Raw genomic sequence first — 16,026 nt, 5'->3', positions numbered from 1 at the left:
CCCAACATGTCTGCGGCAATTTGTGTGACCTAACTGCAATTTGCTTGCGATTTATGCAAAAACATCGAAATAAGCGGCCAAAACACATCGTCGTTCCTATGTCCTATGATTATATGAATGACGTTGTATGAGAACAGGTGACGGGTATGGACTGGGACAAGCTGAGAATTTTTCACGCGGTGGCGGATGCGGGGTCTTTGACTCACGCAGGCGACACGCTGCATTTGAGCCAGTCCGCCGTCTCGCGTCAGATCCGTGCGCTCGAAGAATCGCTGTCCACCACCCTGTTCCACCGCCACGCCCGTGGCCTGATCCTGACGGAGCAAGGCGAATTGCTTTTCGAGGCGACCCGCGCCATGGCGAAACGCCTCGACGCCGCCGCTGCACGTATTCGTGACAGCGAAGAAGAAGTCTATGGCGAGCTGCGTGTCACCTCGGCCACTGGTTTCGGCACGCTCTGGCTCGCGCCGCGCCTGTCGAAACTCTATGACAAATACCCTGAACTCAAAATCGACCTGATGCTCGAAGAACGCGTGCTTGATTTGCCCATGCGCGAGGCGGATGTGGCCATTCGGATGAAAGAGCCGAGTCAGGCCGATCTGATCCGCAAGCGCCTGATGAACATCCGCATGCGTCTTTTTGCGACTCAGGAATATCTCGACAAACACGGGATGCCCGAAAGCGTGGACGATCTCTCGTCGCATCGCCTGATCTGTCAGAACCCGAATGCCCATCAGGTCGCCGCAGGCGCCCGCCTTGTCGAAGAGCTGAACGAACATGACATCCGCTCCAAGCTCTTTGTGAACAATTATTTCGGTGTGCTTCAGGCCGTGCTCAACCATCTGGGGGTCGGGGTTCTGCCCGACTACCTCGTGGAAAGCGCGCCGCATCTGGTGCGTGTGCTGCCCGATCTGGAAAGCGGCGAAGTGCCTGTTTTCCTCGCCTATCCCGAAGAGCTTCGCCATTCGAAACGGATCGAGGTTTTCCGCGACTTCATCACCGAGGAAATCAACGCCCACCGCCGCAACATGCGGGACGAAGATGAGGCCAAAGCCTGACGCATCTCCTGCCGCATCCCACATGCGACACTGGCGGATAACGCAGAACGCGCCGATGGGGACGTGCCTGCGCCCTGAGCGCCTCCATCTCGCCCCGACAGGCTCAGAGAAATGACCCTCACAACAACCGCTCCGCAGCCTGCCCGTCAGGCTATGCGATTTCTGCATGGCGGCATTGCGCCGCATGCGCAGAAATTTCCTTGAACGATTCACAAACTGCCCCTAAATGCAGCATTGAGGCCGCCAATTGAGGAAACTCGCGGCGGTTTTACCTCCCTGTTGGACTTGGGCCGAGCTTTGCTCGGCCTTTTTTTTGCTCTCGAGTATAAACGGCGGGTTTTACCATGCCTACTACCGTTCAAACGCGGTTCCAACGCCTTTGCCCCTTCCCCAAAGCCGCCAAACATCTTATGAGGACGCCAAAGACGACGCTTCCGCTTAGGGGACCCCAATGACCGAACCAGCCATCACCGAGGACATTATCGCCGCTCATGGTCTCAAGCCGGAGGAATACGCAGAAATCCTGCGCATTCTGAACCGCGAGCCGACCTTCACGGAGCTGGGCGTCTTTTCGGCGATGTGGAACGAGCATTGCTCCTACAAATCCTCCAAGAAACACCTGCGCGGCCTACCCACATCCGGCCCGCAAGTGATCTGCGGTCCCGGCGAGAACGCCGGCATTGTCGATATTGGTGACGGGCAATGTGTGGTGTTCAAGATGGAAAGCCACAACCACCCCTCCTACATCGAACCCTATCAGGGCGCGGCCACGGGTGTTGGCGGCATTCTGCGCGACGTGTTCACCATGGGCGCGCGTCCGATTGCGGCGATGAACTCGCTCTCCTTCGGCGTCAAGGATCACAAGAAGACCAAACAGCTTGTGCATGGCGTGGTTGAAGGCGTTGGCGGCTACGGCAACTGTTTCGGTGTGCCGACAGTCGGGGGCGAGGTGCGCTTCCATGAGGCCTATAACGGTAACTGCCTTGTGAACGCCTTTGCCGCTGGCCTCGCCGATACGGACAAGATTTTCTACTCCGCCGCCTCCGGTGTCGGGATGCCCGTGGTCTATCTCGGCGCGAAAACCGGCCGTGATGGCGTTGGTGGTGCGACAATGGCCTCTGCCGAATTCGACGACACCATCGAGGACAAACGCCCCACCGTGCAGGTGGGCGACCCGTTCACCGAGAAATGCCTGATGGAAGCCACGCTCGAACTCATGGCCACAGGGGCTGTTATTTCTATTCAGGACATGGGGGCCGCAGGCCTGACCTGTTCGGCGGTGGAAATGGGGGACAAGGGCAAGCTGGGCATCCGTCTTGATCTCGAAAACGTGCCGCAGCGCGAAGAGAACATGACCGCCTACGAGATGATGCTCTCCGAGTCTCAGGAACGGATGCTCATGGTGCTCAAGCCGGAAAAAGAGGCCGAGGCCCGCGCCGTGTTCGAGAAATGGGATCTGGATTTCGCCATCGTCGGCGAAACAATCGCAGAAGATCGTTTCCTCATCATGCACAATGGCAAATGTATGGGCGATCTGCCGCTGTCCACACTGGCTTCCTCCGCTCCCGAATACGACCGCCCGTGGGAACCGACCCCCGCCGCCGCCCCCGTCGAGGACGTGCCGCAAATCGATCCGGTCGACGGCCTCAAAGGACTGATTTCCTCGCCCAACTACACGTCGAAAGCATGGGTCTACGAGCAATACGACACACAAGTCATGGCCGACACGGTCCGCGCCCCCGGCCTTGGTGCTGGCGTTGTCCGCGTGCATGACACCGGCAAGATGCTGGCCTTCACCTCCGATGTGACCCCGCGCTACGTCAAGGCCAACCCCGTCGAAGGCGGCAAACAGGCCGTCGCCGAAGCCTTCCGCAATCTCTGCGCCGTGGGGGCAAAACCGCTGGCAACCACAGACAACCTGAATTTCGGCAACCCCGAAAAGCCCGAGATCATGGGCCAGTTCGTCGGCGCGCTGGACGGGATCGCCCAGGCGGTCTCCTTCCTCGACATGCCGATCGTATCGGGCAACGTCTCGCTCTATAACGAAACTGACGGCGAAGGCATTCTGCCCACCCCCACCATTGGCGCAGTGGGGCTGATCTCCTCGGAAGAAGACCTCATCTCCGGTCTGGCACAAGATGGCGATGTGGCCATTCTCGTTGGCGAGACCGAAGGCTGCCTCGGTCAATCGGCCCTGCTCTACGAAGTCTTCAACCGTCAGGACGGCGATGCGCCACATGTGAATCTGGCTGATGAAAAGCGCAATGGCGACTTCATCCGCGCCAACGGGGCGCTCTTCCATGCCGTGACCGACCTCTCTGATGGCGGGCTGGCACTGGCCGCGTTTGAACTGGCCGATGAAGCGGGCCTCGGCGTCCACCTCGACAGCGATGACACAGCAACGCTCTTCGGCGAAGATCAGGCGCGCTACCTGATCGCCTGTTCCTTTGATCAGGCCGAAGCCCTCATGGTCGCCGCAGCCCAAGCGGGCGTGCCCGTGGCCTCCGTCGGCAAGTTCTCCGGCGACACGGTAAGCTTCGGCGCCTCCAGCGCACCGCTTGTTGAGTTGAGCGCGATCTATCGCAACAGCTTCGGCGAGATCTTCGGCTAAGTTTCCTTTGTGCCAAAATACTCAAAAAAGGCCCGTTCGCGGGCCTTTTGCTTTATGAGACCGCTATGATCCACCTGCCCGAGCTCACCTCCGATTGTGCAAACTGCGCGGCCCTGTGCTGCGTGGGGTTGACGCTCGACAAAGGCGCATTGTTTTCTTTCGACAAGGCAGCGGGCACCCCCTGCCCCAATCTGCGCGGGCATCTGTGTTCCTGCCATGAGACGCTCGAAGAAATCGGCAATCGCGGCTGTGTGCTCTATGACTGCGCGGGCGCTGGTCAAAGGGTCACACAAATGCGGTTCAACGGCGAAAGCTGGCGGGATGATCCGACGCTTTTGCCCGCGATGATCCGTGATTTCGAGCAACTCAAACCCCTGCACGAGCGGATGAAGCAACTGCGGGAGGCCGGACAGGTTCCTCTGCCCGCAGATCTCGAAACCGAACGCCAGCGGCTCCTGAGCAAATGCGCGCGGCTTTGGGCCGACACGCCGGCACTGGCCGCAGATTACGACCGGTTCCTGAGCGCGCTTGCACAGCATCACACCGCCTGAACGCTTGCAGCGCCGCCTGACAGTGCTTACATTTCACAACGACGACCAACGAAGGAGCGCCCTACATGGCCATCACCGCCGCCGATATCGAAAACCTGATCCGCGCTGGATTTCCGGACGCCAAAATCATTGTTCAGGGAGATGACGGTCAGCATTTCGCCGCAGAGGTGGTAGATGCCTCCTTTGCGACAATGAACCGGGTGCAGCAACAACGCGCCGTCAATGCGACGCTGAAAGAAAAGCTCGCAAGCGGCGAGTTGCATGCGCTGGCGCTCACCACCCGCGCCCCCGATTAAACGTCCCTCTGGCCGAAGCGCGGGAAACGCCCTATATACTGCACAAAATGGCACCGAAACGCCCGCGCCGGCCTCGATAAATTCCGACTTCGCGGACACCGTGGAGATCATCCAAAGGACATTGACCATGACTGCTCAAGAAACCATCCAGAAAACCGTCTCCGACAATGATGTCGTTTTGTTCATGAAAGGCACCTCGCAGATGCCGCAATGCGGTTTCTCGTCGAAAGTGGCCGGAATTCTGAATTTCATGGGGGTCGACTATACCGATGTGAATGTGCTGGCCGATCAGGACATCCGTCAAGGGATCAAGGATTTCTCCGACTGGCCCACCATCCCGCAGCTTTACGTCAAAGGCGAATTTGTCGGCGGCTGTGACATCGTGATCGAAATGACGCTTTCGGGTGAACTCGACCAGATGTTCGCAGACAAAGGCATCAATTTCGACACGGAAAAAGCCGAACAGATCCGCGCCGCCAACAGCTGATTGGCTGCAAGTCGAAGCACATAGAAAAGGCCTGCGGTCACACCGGCAGGCCTTTTTTACATCTTTGCTCTGTCGAGAAGATCAGTCCTCGAAGGTGTCCGTCACGCCCAGACGTTCTTCGAAAGCCGCCGCCATGCTTTCGGCCCGTGCGGCCATTTCCGCCAGACTGTCCATGACTTCGCCCGGCACCACCGGCACCTCGATCTTTTGCGGTTCGGGTTCGGGACGCGCGCGCATTTCTTCGATCAGCGCCTCTTGTGCGCCAAGTTTGCTTTCGAGATTGCGCATCTGTTCTTCCATGCCCGCGGTCTTGTCCGCCAGCATCAGCCCCGCCATCAAAAGCATCCGCTCGGCGGGCAAACGCCCGATCTGGCTCGACAGGACCGAAGCCTCATTGTCGAGAAGCTGCGCCGCCGCTTTGAGGAAATGTTCTTCGCCCGCCTGACAGGCCACTTCAAACTCGCGTCCGCCGATGGAAATTTTCACTTCGGGCATGATTTAAACCTCCTCATCCGGGGTGATCTGCGCAGCGGCGGGTTTGGGGGCGGCTTCGAATACAGGAGTTGAGGTGTTGGGCGCCGGCGATGCGGGCGCGGTCTCTGACCCCTCTTCCGGCGCAACCTCAGAGGCCGACTCGTCAGACACGGTCTCCGTATCCTGCTGCTGACGCGCCATGACGACTCGCAGCTCGGTCAGGATCGCGTCCAGTTCCGTCACATCCGCCGCGCGCGTCACCTTGAGCGCCTCAAGCTCTGCCCGCATCCCGCTGTCGATCAGATCGGCATTGCCAAGCCCTTCGGCATTGGCCTCGCGCAGGGCCGTGTTGTTCTCGCGCAGCTGCGTGTTCACAAGGCGCAGTTTCTGCATCTCTCGGTCATGATCCGCCAGTTGCCGCCGGAGTGTCTCCACCTCGGTCTCAAGCGCGGCCACATGGGTCTCCTGACGCTCGTGAATGGCTTTCACGCGGGTCTCCAACTGGCTGTTGGCCGCTTTTTCCTCGTCCAGCGCGTCACGCAAGCGGGCAATCTCCGCTTCAAGTTCCTCACTGGCGATTCCCCCCGCCGCCTCTGCGGCGATGGTCTCGGCGCGCTCTTCAGCCACCGCAACAGCCCGCCCGATCCGCTCAAGCGCTGCTGTAATCCGGGCTTCGAAATCGGAAATCTCGCTCATTGCCGTCCACTCATACTCTGCTCAATCGGCCCTCTCGCGTCCTTTTGACGCCCTGTTCGGAGCCATGAAAGCCGAAACTTCCTTTGTCCTCAAGGGCGAAGCGCGCGGGCTTCATCCGTTTTCTCTTGATTCGCGAGCCTAGCCTATAGGACCGGAATTACCAATATGCGACCGCAAAACCGGCGAAAACCAACCGCACCCCCTGTTTCCTTTGGTCTCACAGGCCGCTGGCGGCTTGCACTTTGACGCTACATCGGTAACAGAGGGCGCAGAGGCCGGAATACGCAGATTTGCTGCGGTTTTGGCACTGTTGGAGCCAAAAGGAGATCCGCCCGTGGATATCGCAAAGCTGCGCGAGGCGCACCCCGATCACTGGATGCGTGCTGCCGCCATCCGCACCCTGACGCTCGATGCCGTCGCTGGTGCCAATTCCGGTCACTCCGGCATGCCGATGGGCATGGCTGATGTGGCCACCGTGTTGTTCGGCAAGCATCTCAAATTTGACGCCGCCGCCCCCACATGGCCGGACCGCGACCGGTTCATCCTGTCGGCGGGCCACGGCTCCATGCTGATCTATTCCCTGCTCTATCTGACCGGCTACAAGGAAATGCCGATCGAAGAGATCAAGAACTTCCGCCAGATGGGTGCGAAAACCGCAGGCCATCCGGAGAACTTCCTTCTCGATGGCGTCGAAACCACCACCGGCCCGCTGGGTCAGGGCATTTCCAATGCCGTGGGTTTTGCTATGGCCGAAGAGGCCCTGCGCGCGCGTTTTGGCAAGAAGCTTCAGGATCACTACACCTATGTGATGGCCGGTGACGGCTGCCTCATGGAAGGCGTGTCCCAAGAAGCCATCGCGCTGGCCGGTCGTCAGAAACTCGGCAAGCTCGTTGTGTTCTGGGACAACAACAACATCACCATCGACGGCACCGTGGACATCGCGGACCGCACCAACCAGCCGATGCGCTTCAAAGCCGCCGGTTGGCATGTGCAGGAAATCGACGGGCACGATCCGGAACAAATCGACGCAGCCATTGAGGCCGCGAAGAAATCCAAGAAGCCGTCGATGATTGCCTGCAAAACCCACATCGCTCTGGGTCACGCGGCACAAGACACCTCCAAAGGCCACGGCGCTCTGACCGATGCGGACCAGCTTGCCGCTGCCAAAGCCGCCTATGGCGTGGACTGGGGCCCCTATCAGGTCGCCGCAGACGTCAAGGCCCAGTGGGAAGAGATCGGGGCCCGCGGTCGCGAAGAACGCACCGCTTGGGAAGCCCGTTTTGCCGAGCAAAGCGAGCGCCGTCAGGCCGAATTCAACCGCGTTTTCGCAGGTGAAGCGCCGAAAAAGCTCTCCGCCACGATCAAGGCGTTCAAGAAGCAGATTTCCGAAGAACAGCCGAAAATGGCCACCCGCGCCTCGTCGCAAAAGGTGCTCGAAGTGGTCAACCCGATCATGCCCGAGACCATCGGCGGCTCTGCGGATCTGACCGGTTCGAACAACACGCTCACCGGCGATATGGGGGTCTTTGACGAGACCAACCGCAAAGGCCGTTACGTCTATTACGGAATCCGCGAACACGGCATGGCGGCTGCGATGAACGGCATGGCGCTGCATGGTGGTATCCGTCCTTACGCGGGCACGTTCTTCTGCTTCACCGATTACGCCCGCCCCGCGATGCGTCTGTCGGCCTTGATGCAGATTCCGGTGACCTATGTGATGACGCATGACTCCATCGGTCTTGGCGAAGACGGTCCGACCCACCAGCCGGTCGAACATCTCGCCATCTGCCGCGCAACGCCCAACACGATGACGATCCGTCCGGCCGATACGGTCGAGACGGCGGAAGCATGGGAAATCGCGCTCACCTCGCAAAAGACGCCCTCTGTTCTGGTGCTGACCCGTCAAGGCGTTCCGACGCTGCGCACGGAGCACAAGAACACCAACCTCGTCTCTAAAGGCGCCTATGTGCTGGCCGAGGCCGAAGGCAAACGCGAGGCGATCCTGATCGCTACCGGTTCCGAAGTGGCCATCGCAATGGAAGCGCGCAAGATGCTGCAAGACAACGGCATCGGCACCCGCGTGGTCTCCATGCCCTGTATGGAACTGTTTGCCGAACAGGACGAAGCCTACCGTCGCAAGGTTCTGCCCGCAGGTCCGGTGCGCGTCGGCGTCGAAGCCGCTGTGCGTGCTGGTGGCTGGGATCGCTGGCTTCTGGGCGAGCGTGGCCGCGAAGCGAAACAAGCCTTCGTGGGCATGACCCGCTTCGGGGCCTCTGCCCCTGCCGGTGAGCTTTACGAGAAATTCGGCATCACCGCCGACAATATCGTGGCGCAGGTGAAAGCCCTTCTCGGCTGATCGCCTCACAGGGTTCGGATCCTTTGGTTCCACCCAGCCCTTTTTCAGGAAACGCCCGCCGATTCGGTGGGCGTTTTTTGTGGCATATGATCCAGATCATCGCCGCAAAGCCTCTGCGGCAGGACACTCCCTCCATTCAATCGCCTCAAAGACCACAGGGGTTTCAAGGCGATCTATCAAAAGGGAGGCTTCTCATGCGTTATCTTCTTATTCTTCTGAGCTTCGGAGTGCTGGTCGGCTGTATGGAAAAAGAGCCGGAGGTTTACCCGGTGACCCACGAAACCTGCGGGCCTGAAGATCCGGTCAAAGATGTTGATGTGATCGATTGCGTTCCGGCGGCCATTTAACCTCCGCCGAGCCTTCGAACCACCGCTGCAAGCGTTACCTGCGCTTGTGGCGGGAATGTTTGCGATAACACGCATGTTTGCGCCAACATGTTGGCGTTAAACACTTTTCCGAGACCGCACACCTTTGTATACGGCGTTTATCGCCTGCAAAACCTCGGAGACGCATCATGACCATCAAACTCGGTATCAATGGCTTTGGCCGCATCGGACGCTGCACGCTGGCGCACATCGCGGAAGCTGGCCTGAACGAGGTGGAAGTGGTCAAGATCAACGCCACCGGCCCCATCGAAACCAATGCGCATCTGCTGAAATATGACTCGGTGCACGGACGCTTTAACGGATCGGTCAAAGTGGCTGGCAACACGATGGATCTGGGTCAGGGTCCGATTGAAGTCATGTCCACTTACAATCCCGAAGAGCTGGATTGGGAAGGTGTCGATGTCGTGCTGGAATGTAGCGGCAAGTTCAATGATGGACACAAGTCGGATGTCCACTTGCGCCGTGGCGCCAAGAAAGTGCTGATCTCTGCGCCCGCGACCAATGTGGCGCGCACCGTGGTCTTTGGCGTGAACCACCGTGATATTCTGGCCGAGGACAAAATCATCTCCAACGGCTCCTGCACGACCAACTGCCTAGCTCCGTTGGCCAAAGTGCTCAACGACGGGATCGGCATTGAAAGCGGGATCATGACGACGATCCACAGCTACACCGGCGACCAATCCACCCATGACCGCCGCCACAAGGATCTCTACCGCGCACGCGCGGCAGCCATGGCGATGATCCCGACCTCCACAGGCGCGGCCAAGGCACTGGGTCTGGTGCTGCCGGAGCTTCAAGGCAAGCTTGACGGGTCCGCCATCCGCGTCCCGACCCCCAACGTCTCCTGCGTGGACCTGACGTTCCAGGCTGGCAAGGATGTGACAGTCGAAGATGTCAACGAAATCGTGCGCGAGGCCGCCGCCGGTCACATGGGCGCGGTGCTGGGCTATGACGAGGAGCCGAAAGTCTCCATCGACTTCAACCACACCACCGAATCTTCCATCTTTGCGCCCGACCAGACCAAAGTCGTGGGCCGCACCGTGCGCGTTCTGGCATGGTATGACAACGAATGGGGCTTCTCCGCCCGCATGGCGGATGTTGCCGCGGCTATGGGCCGCCTGTCCTAAGCGCTGGCCCAAACGGGGCGGAGGAAGAGGAGCCTCCGTCCTGTCTTAACCCGCACACTGCGCAGGACTGGGTGCGGGACTCATTTTTCTCACGACCTCCCTCACTATGAAGGGCCGAAGGAAAACCTTGGGCTCTTATCGCATCTGTCACGGCTTGCGGACCCAGTTCTCAAACACAGCCCCTCATCCGAAGTCATGCCCCCTGTCGAAAAACGCGGCATGTTCCGGCTCTTACGCAGGCGGGTTTCACGAAACCCGCGACAGATTTGACGAAAAATACTTTAGCCCCTTTTTTTCTCCCGCCCTCTGACGCATTGTGCCCTCAAGACAGATACAAAGCGTGGAACATGACCAACCCTATTGCCGTCGGGCTTGCCATCGTCATCTTGATTGCGCTCGCCCTTGATTTCGGGATCAACGCAGGCGCCGGATCGCTCTTTCTGGCGCGTGAATTTCTCCGATTGATCCATTGGGTCGCGTTCTGGCGCTGAGTCTCTGATTTCCCGTGGTGTTTCCGCTAACATCGCGCTAAAACTACGGGGACACATAAGGACCGCGAGGCCACGGTGGTCTCCGGTTTTCGTTAGCGAGGGAACATCCTCCCGTTCCCTCTCCTGCCAAAGCGTCAAGGAGGTGCTGTTATGGCCGTGAAAGTCGCAATCAATGGATTTGGACGTATCGGACGCAACGTGTTGCGTGCCATCATCGAATCGGGTCGGACCGATATCGAAGTTGTGGCGATCAACGATCTGGGTCCGGTGGAAACCAATGCCCACCTGTTGCAGTTCGATTCCGTACATGGCCGGTTTCCGGTCGAGGTGAAATTCACCGAGGACACGATCGACGCCGGTCGCGGCCCGATCAAAGTGACCGCCATCCGCAATCCCGAAGACCTGCCTTGGGGTGACGTGGATATCGCGCTGGAATGCACCGGTATCTTCACCGCCCGAGAAAAAGCCGCGCTGCACCTGAAAAACGGGTCCAAACGCGTTCTGATCTCTGCTCCGGGTGCCGGTGCCGACAAAACCATCGTCTATGGCGTGAACGACAGCGAACTGACCGCCGATGATATCGTCGTGTCCAACGCGTCCTGCACCACCAACTGTCTTGCCCCTGTTGTCAAAGTGCTCAACGACAACATCGGCATCGTCAAAGGCTTTATGACCACGATCCACTCCTACACGGGGGATCAGCCGACACTCGACACGATGCACAAGGATCTCTACCGCGCCCGTGCTGCCGCCTTGTCGATGATCCCGACTTCCACAGGGGCCGCGAAAGCCGTGGGCCTGGTGCTGCCGGAACTGGCAGGCAAGCTCGACGGTGTGGCCATTCGCGTGCCGACACCGAATGTCTCCGTCGTGGACCTGACCTTTGAAGCGCCGCGTGAGACCTCGGTCGAGGAAATCAACGATCTGATCCGCAAAGCCGCTGATGGCCCGTTCAAAGGCGTTCTGGGCTATACGGACCGCAAGCTCGTCTCCACGGACTTCAACCACGATCCGCACAGCTCGATCTTCCACACCGACCAGACCAAGGTCATGGAAGGCACAATGGTGCGTATCCTGACTTGGTATGACAACGAGTGGGGCTTCTCGAATCGTATGAGCGATACCGCAGTCGCCATGAGCAAGTTTCTCTGAAGCCACTGTATCGGAGGGGTGGAAGCCCCGCCAGAGCCTTTCCCGCGCGAACGGGAGCGCCCCGAAGCATAGCTTCGGGGCTTTTTTCTATGCTGTTTCCATACAGGGCACCTTCCAGCCCTCCCCGTGAGCCGCGACACAGCGGCATTTCACGACGCCTCTATCCCACGGTTTTGACAAGAGTTTTCAATCTCCGCGCTGAAAACATATGCAAAATGTGAACAACCCATGCACAAATCGCATATCGAACTTGGTGATCCGGCATTGGTGTTAGCGCTAAATCAGGCGCATATAAAAGGCAGAAAGAAACACACCAAACCCGAAAGGACCGGTACGATGAAAACTCTCTCCTCCCTCGCCTCGGCCGCCCGCAAACGGGCCGCCTATCGCCGCACACTTGCCGAACTGAACGGCCTGCCGAGCAAAGTCAAAGCCGACCTCGACATTGACGAAGCCCGCGCATGTGAACTGGCCCGCACCGCCATCTACGGCTAAGGCACAAAAGTTTCATTACGCACAGACGCAAGAAAAAGCCCCGGACGGGGCTTTTCTCATGTTCAGGGCTGAGGCTCCGGCCTCAATTCCCGAACTTTTCCCGAATCCGCGTTTCGACCTCGGGGGCGACGAATTTGGAAATATCCCCGTCGAGACGGGCGATCTCTTTCACCAGTTTCGAGGCAATCGCCTGATGCCGCGCGTCGGCCATGAGGAACACCGTTTCGATCTTGCTGTCGAGGGCGCGGTTCATCCCCACCATCTGATATTCATATTCGAAATCCGCCACAGCGCGCAGACCACGCACGATGATTGATGCATTCACGTCGCGCGCGCATTGGATCAGAAGGTTCTCGAACGGATGCACCACGATCTCGCAGCCGGTCTCACGAGACAGCCCCGCCGTGTATTCGGTCAGCATCTCCACCCGTTCCTCCAACGAGAACAGCGGCCCCTTGTCACGGTTAATAGCAACACCGATCACCAGTCGATCAACCAAAGCACAGGCGCGACGAATGATGTCGCCGTGTCCGTGGGTCACTGGGTCAAACGTGCCTGGGTACAATGCAATGCGCCTTGGGCCGGTTGGCATGGGGGATCCTCCTCTTTTCTGCAGCGCACGCAACAATATTGCAGGTGCGAAATCAAGAGGATTGACGCACGAACGTTTCGTTACATGTCATAAACTTGTCGCATCCTGCGCCCCGAATGGGGTCAGTGGCCCATGATCATGCCTTCGAGCGCATTGTTCTCCATCGCAAGCTCTTCGAGCCGAGCTTTGACCACATCACCGATCGAAACAACGCCGAGCATATCGCCATCATCCATCACCGGCATGTGGCGGAAGCGCCCTGTGCTCATCTTTTCCAACACCGCAAGCGCCGTTTCATCGGGACGGCAGGACACGAGCTTTCGGGTCATGAAGTCCGACACTTTATGCGTCAGGATTTCACTGCCTGTCTTGCCCAGTTCGCGCACGATGTCGCGTTCCGACAGGATGCCTTCGGGATGTTTGGGGTCTGTTGCCACGATCAACGCGCCGATCTTGCGGCTGGACAACAGTTTGGCCGCCTCTGCGACCGTCGAGTCCGGACGGACCGTGATGGCTTCCCCAATGGCTTTCGTTTTTAGAATCTGACCTACGAGCATAACACCTCCCTGAATTTTAATATGCTGATTTCCCAGCGGCTTTCCCTCTGTCTCCCTACCCTCAGCGTCCAACGCCTGCGCCATTCTGTCAAGCTTCACGTTCGAGCTTGTCCACTTCGTCGCGCATCCGGCGACAAAATACATCGGCAAAGCGCGACAAACGCTCCACCTTCCGGTCATCTGCGTGGCGCACCAGATAGAATGCCCGTTTCAGCCGCAACTCCTGTGGCAGAACGCGGATCATCTCGGGCACGAAGGGCAGGCAGAAATCATGCACAACGCCAAGCCCCAGCCCTGCGCGGATCATATTGAGCTGCACCGAGACCGAGTTCGACGTGTAATCCGCCTCGCTCGCGCCAGTTTCCTCCAAGTAATCCAGTTCCTTGTCGAAAATCAGGTCGGAGACATAGCCCACGAGCTTGTGCTCCTGTAAATCCCCCAACCCCGCGATCTCTGCGTGCTGTTCGAGATACCAGCGCATCGCCGCCAGTGAGAGATGGTAGTCAGTGATCTTTTGCACCAGAAGACGGCCCGAGGTGGGAGGGGAGACGCTGACGAATAGATCGACTTCGCGTTTCGACATGTTGAACAGCCGCGGCTGGGCGATGATTTGCATCTCCAGATCGGGATGGTCCTCGGCGATTCGGGCCATGACCCGTGGCAGAACATAGTTCGCACAGCCGTCAGGGGCACCGATGCGGATCACCCCTTTGAGCCGCTCGTCCCCGTCGCCGGACAGATCATCCTGCCCCAAAGACACCGCCTGCTCCGCCGCCTCCGCATGGGCCAGAAGCCGTCCTCCGTCGCGGGTCAACTCGTAGCCCTGCGGAGATTTCGCAAACAGAGACACGCCCAGCCCCTCCTCCAGCCGCGCGATGCGCCGGCCGACCGTGGCCGGATCAATCTTGAGCTGCCGCCCCGCGCCGGAGAGGCTTTCGGTGCGTGCAACGGCCAGAAACACCCGCAAATCATCCCAGTTCATCGACATATCCCGCCCGCGCCTCCCGCATTGCGTCTTAGCACCTACGCCAGACATTTGTCGTAGATGATCACAGATCATTGCAAAAATGCAAAATGTTTTTGAAATCTTCTCTCTTTTGAAGCCAAAAACGCAAAGTTAAGCTGTCACCAACAGATCAGGAGGATCCTATGGAAGAACTCAAACATTTCATCAACGGCACATATGTCGCCGGCACATCCGGCCGCTTCTCCGAGGTGCGCAATCCGGCAACGGGCGAAGTCATCGCCAAAGTCCCGCTGGCCACCCCTGCCGAGCTTGACGCCGCCGTAGAAAAAGCCGCCGCCGCGCAAAAGGAATGGGCCAAGGTCAACCCGCAGCGTCGGGCACGGATTTTCATGAAATTCGGCGCGCTGCTCAACGAGAACATGGACCGCCTTGCCGAATGTATGTCGCGCGAACACGGCAAGACTCTTCCCGATGCGCGTGGCGATGTCCAGCGCGGTCTGGAAGTGGTCGAGGTCTGCATGGGCGTGCCCTCGCTCATCAAAGGCGAATACACCGCAGATGCGGGCACCGGCATTGACCTCTATTCCATGCGTCAGCCCTTGGGCGTTGTCGCAGGCATCACACCGTTCAACTTCCCCGCGATGATCCCGCTTTGGAAAATGTCCCCTGCGATTGCCTCCGGCAATGCGATGATCCTGAAACCCTCCGAGCGCACACCGATGACCTCGCTGATGCTGGCCGAGATTTTCAAGGAAGCCGGTCTGCCCGACGGTGTGTTGCAGGTTGTGCATGGCGACAAGGAAGCCGTGGATGCCATTCTCGACAACGAGACAATTCAGGCCGTGGGCTTTGTCGGTTCTACCCCGATTGCGCAATATATCTACGGGCGTGCAGCGACCAACGGCAAGCGCGCGCAGTGTTTCGGCGGCGCGAAAAACCACATGATCATCATGCCGGACGCGGATATGGACAAGGCCGCCGATGCGCTGATCGGAGCCGGTTTCGGGGCCGCAGGCGAACGCTGCATGGCGATTTCTGTGGCTGTTCCTGTAGGCAAGGAAACCGCCGATGCGCTGATCGAACGCCTTGTGCCGAAGATCGAAAAACTCAAGGTCGGCCCTTACACCGCAGGCGATGACGTGGACTACGGCCCAGTCATCACCGCGCAGGCCAAAGAGCGGATCGAGGGGCTGATTGCCTCCGGTGTGGAGCAAGGGGCGAAACTCGTCACCGACGGGCGCGACCTGAACATTCAAGGCTATGAGAACGGCTATTTCGTCGGCCCTACCCTGTTTGACGAGGTGACGCCGGAGATGGAGATCTACAAGGAAGAGGTCTTCGGCCCTGTGCTCTCTATGGTGCGCAAGGACAGCTATGAAGATGCGCTTGGTCTGATCCTCGACAACCAATATGGCAACGGCACCGCGATCTACACCGCCGATGGCGATGTGGCGCGTGACTTTGTCAACAAGGTCGAAGTGGGCATGGTCGGCGTGAACTTCCCGATCCCCGTGCCGCTGTCCTATTACTCCTTCGGCGGCTGGAAGAAATCGGCCTTTGGTGATCTGGACCAATACGGGCCGGATGCGTTCAAATTCTACACGAAGACCAAGAAAGTCTCCGCCCGCTGGTTCTCCGGCATCAAGGATGGCGCGGCGATGAATTTCAAATCGATCGACTAAAATTGTCCAAATCGAACATTTCTGGCGGGGCCTCAAAGGAGGTCCCGC

Annotated in this window: 17 protein-coding genes; 12 read left to right on the top strand and 5 right to left on the bottom strand. The window is 58.9% G+C overall.

The features are described 5' to 3' along the window. Positions 1-146: 146 nt before the first annotated feature. The 5 genes from BM152_RS02210 to grxD all read left to right on the top strand — a co-directional run bounded on the left by BM152_RS02210 (position 147) and on the right by grxD (position 5,003). Positions 147-1,058, top strand: coding sequence for a LysR family transcriptional regulator (locus tag BM152_RS02210; RefSeq protein WP_066605936.1), 912 nt, complete (start codon positions 147-149; stop codon positions 1,056-1,058). Between the two features lie 451 nt (positions 1,059-1,509). Further along, positions 1,510-3,669, top strand: coding sequence for a phosphoribosylformylglycinamidine synthase subunit PurL (purL, locus tag BM152_RS02205; RefSeq protein ID WP_066605934.1), 2,160 nt, complete (start codon positions 1,510-1,512; stop codon positions 3,667-3,669). A gap of 65 nt (positions 3,670-3,734) precedes the next feature. Further along, on the top strand, positions 3,735-4,220 hold the full coding sequence (locus BM152_RS02200) for a hypothetical protein (RefSeq protein WP_066605933.1): 486 nt from the start codon (positions 3,735-3,737) through the stop codon (positions 4,218-4,220). A 65-nt stretch (positions 4,221-4,285) separates the two neighbouring features. Continuing rightward, a complete protein-coding gene (locus BM152_RS02195; protein WP_066605931.1) occupies positions 4,286-4,516 on the top strand; it encodes a BolA family protein in 231 nt (76 codons plus the stop codon). A gap of 127 nt (positions 4,517-4,643) precedes the next feature. Beyond that, complete coding sequence (grxD, locus tag BM152_RS02190) at positions 4,644-5,003, top strand: Grx4 family monothiol glutaredoxin (protein WP_111481317.1); 360 nt, start codon at positions 4,644-4,646, stop codon at positions 5,001-5,003. Between the two features lie 81 nt (positions 5,004-5,084). Here the strand turns inward: grxD and BM152_RS02185 are convergent, their stop codons facing one another. Both BM152_RS02185 and BM152_RS02180 read right to left on the bottom strand, forming a co-directional pair. Next, positions 5,085-5,498: a cell division protein ZapA gene (locus tag BM152_RS02185; protein WP_066605929.1), complete on the bottom strand. Its 414-nt coding sequence runs from the start codon at positions 5,496-5,498 to the stop codon at positions 5,085-5,087. Positions 5,499-5,501: 3 nt separating this feature from the next. Continuing rightward, complete coding sequence (locus tag BM152_RS02180; protein ID WP_066605928.1) at positions 5,502-6,173, bottom strand: hypothetical protein; 672 nt, start codon at positions 6,171-6,173, stop codon at positions 5,502-5,504. A 334-nt stretch (positions 6,174-6,507) separates the two neighbouring features. Between BM152_RS02180 and tkt the strand changes: the two genes are divergently transcribed. From tkt to BM152_RS19155, 6 genes are all read left to right on the top strand, one after another. After that, a complete protein-coding gene (gene tkt, locus BM152_RS02175; RefSeq protein ID WP_066605926.1) occupies positions 6,508-8,529 on the top strand; it encodes a transketolase in 2,022 nt (673 codons plus the stop codon). A gap of 194 nt (positions 8,530-8,723) precedes the next feature. Next, complete coding sequence (locus BM152_RS19165; protein ID WP_170125643.1) at positions 8,724-8,876, top strand: hypothetical protein; 153 nt, start codon at positions 8,724-8,726, stop codon at positions 8,874-8,876. 167 nt (positions 8,877-9,043) lie between these two features. Then, complete coding sequence (gap, locus tag BM152_RS02170; RefSeq protein ID WP_066605918.1) at positions 9,044-10,042, top strand: type I glyceraldehyde-3-phosphate dehydrogenase; 999 nt, start codon at positions 9,044-9,046, stop codon at positions 10,040-10,042. 347 nt (positions 10,043-10,389) lie between these two features. Continuing rightward, a complete protein-coding gene (locus tag BM152_RS19160) occupies positions 10,390-10,533 on the top strand; it encodes a hypothetical protein (RefSeq protein ID WP_170125642.1) in 144 nt (47 codons plus the stop codon). A gap of 150 nt (positions 10,534-10,683) precedes the next feature. Continuing rightward, a complete protein-coding gene (gene gap, locus BM152_RS02165; protein ID WP_066605915.1) occupies positions 10,684-11,685 on the top strand; it encodes a type I glyceraldehyde-3-phosphate dehydrogenase in 1,002 nt (333 codons plus the stop codon). Positions 11,686-12,021: 336 nt separating this feature from the next. Continuing rightward, complete coding sequence (locus BM152_RS19155) at positions 12,022-12,180, top strand: hypothetical protein (RefSeq protein WP_170125641.1); 159 nt, start codon at positions 12,022-12,024, stop codon at positions 12,178-12,180. Positions 12,181-12,262: 82 nt separating this feature from the next. Here BM152_RS19155 and coaD read toward each other — a convergent pair whose 3' ends face one another. The 3 genes from coaD to BM152_RS02150 form a co-directional block, all read right to left on the bottom strand. Beyond that, positions 12,263-12,772 carry a pantetheine-phosphate adenylyltransferase gene (coaD, locus tag BM152_RS02160; protein WP_066605912.1) on the bottom strand — a complete coding sequence of 170 codons (510 nt, stop codon included), beginning with the start codon at positions 12,770-12,772 and terminating at the stop codon, positions 12,263-12,265. 122 nt (positions 12,773-12,894) lie between these two features. Beyond that, complete coding sequence (locus BM152_RS02155; RefSeq protein ID WP_066605910.1) at positions 12,895-13,329, bottom strand: CBS domain-containing protein; 435 nt, start codon at positions 13,327-13,329, stop codon at positions 12,895-12,897. An 88-nt stretch (positions 13,330-13,417) separates the two neighbouring features. After that, complete coding sequence (locus BM152_RS02150) at positions 13,418-14,311, bottom strand: LysR family transcriptional regulator (protein WP_066605909.1); 894 nt, start codon at positions 14,309-14,311, stop codon at positions 13,418-13,420. A gap of 167 nt (positions 14,312-14,478) precedes the next feature. Between BM152_RS02150 and BM152_RS02145 the strand changes: the two genes are divergently transcribed. Next, positions 14,479-15,978: a CoA-acylating methylmalonate-semialdehyde dehydrogenase gene (locus BM152_RS02145; RefSeq protein WP_066605907.1), complete on the top strand. Its 1,500-nt coding sequence runs from the start codon at positions 14,479-14,481 to the stop codon at positions 15,976-15,978. The last annotated feature ends 48 nt before the right edge of the window (positions 15,979-16,026 follow it).

It is taken from the genome of Celeribacter halophilus, from assembly GCF_900114135.1.
Classification (GTDB): domain Bacteria; phylum Pseudomonadota; class Alphaproteobacteria; order Rhodobacterales; family Rhodobacteraceae; genus Celeribacter; species Celeribacter halophilus.
This window is presented reverse-complemented; position numbering and strand designations above follow the sequence as displayed.

Excerpts from the sequence above, each read along its gene's own strand:
- BM152_RS02210 (WP_066605936.1), top strand. The coding sequence starts at position 147 with ATGGACTGGGACAAGCTGAGAATTTTTCACGCGGTGGCGGATGCGGGG.
- purL (WP_066605934.1), top strand. The coding sequence starts at position 1,510 with ATGACCGAACCAGCCATCACCGAGGACATTATCGCCGCTCATGGTCTC.
- BM152_RS02200 (WP_066605933.1), top strand. The coding sequence starts at position 3,735 with ATGATCCACCTGCCCGAGCTCACCTCCGATTGTGCAAACTGCGCGGCC.
- BM152_RS02195 (WP_066605931.1), top strand. The coding sequence starts at position 4,286 with ATGGCCATCACCGCCGCCGATATCGAAAACCTGATCCGCGCTGGATTT.
- grxD (WP_111481317.1), top strand. The coding sequence starts at position 4,644 with ATGACTGCTCAAGAAACCATCCAGAAAACCGTCTCCGACAATGATGTC.
- BM152_RS02185 (WP_066605929.1), bottom strand. The coding sequence starts at position 5,498 with ATGCCCGAAGTGAAAATTTCCATCGGCGGACGCGAGTTTGAAGTGGCC.
- BM152_RS02180 (WP_066605928.1), bottom strand. The coding sequence starts at position 6,173 with ATGAGCGAGATTTCCGATTTCGAAGCCCGGATTACAGCAGCGCTTGAG.
- BM152_RS19165 (WP_170125643.1), top strand. The coding sequence starts at position 8,724 with ATGCGTTATCTTCTTATTCTTCTGAGCTTCGGAGTGCTGGTCGGCTGT.
- gap (WP_066605918.1), top strand. The coding sequence starts at position 9,044 with ATGACCATCAAACTCGGTATCAATGGCTTTGGCCGCATCGGACGCTGC.
- BM152_RS19160 (WP_170125642.1), top strand. The coding sequence starts at position 10,390 with ATGACCAACCCTATTGCCGTCGGGCTTGCCATCGTCATCTTGATTGCG.
- gap (WP_066605915.1), top strand. The coding sequence starts at position 10,684 with ATGGCCGTGAAAGTCGCAATCAATGGATTTGGACGTATCGGACGCAAC.
- BM152_RS19155 (WP_170125641.1), top strand. The coding sequence starts at position 12,022 with ATGAAAACTCTCTCCTCCCTCGCCTCGGCCGCCCGCAAACGGGCCGCC.
- coaD (WP_066605912.1), bottom strand. The coding sequence starts at position 12,772 with ATGCCAACCGGCCCAAGGCGCATTGCATTGTACCCAGGCACGTTTGAC.
- BM152_RS02155 (WP_066605910.1), bottom strand. The coding sequence starts at position 13,329 with ATGCTCGTAGGTCAGATTCTAAAAACGAAAGCCATTGGGGAAGCCATC.
- BM152_RS02150 (WP_066605909.1), bottom strand. The coding sequence starts at position 14,311 with ATGAACTGGGATGATTTGCGGGTGTTTCTGGCCGTTGCACGCACCGAA.
- BM152_RS02145 (WP_066605907.1), top strand. The coding sequence starts at position 14,479 with ATGGAAGAACTCAAACATTTCATCAACGGCACATATGTCGCCGGCACA.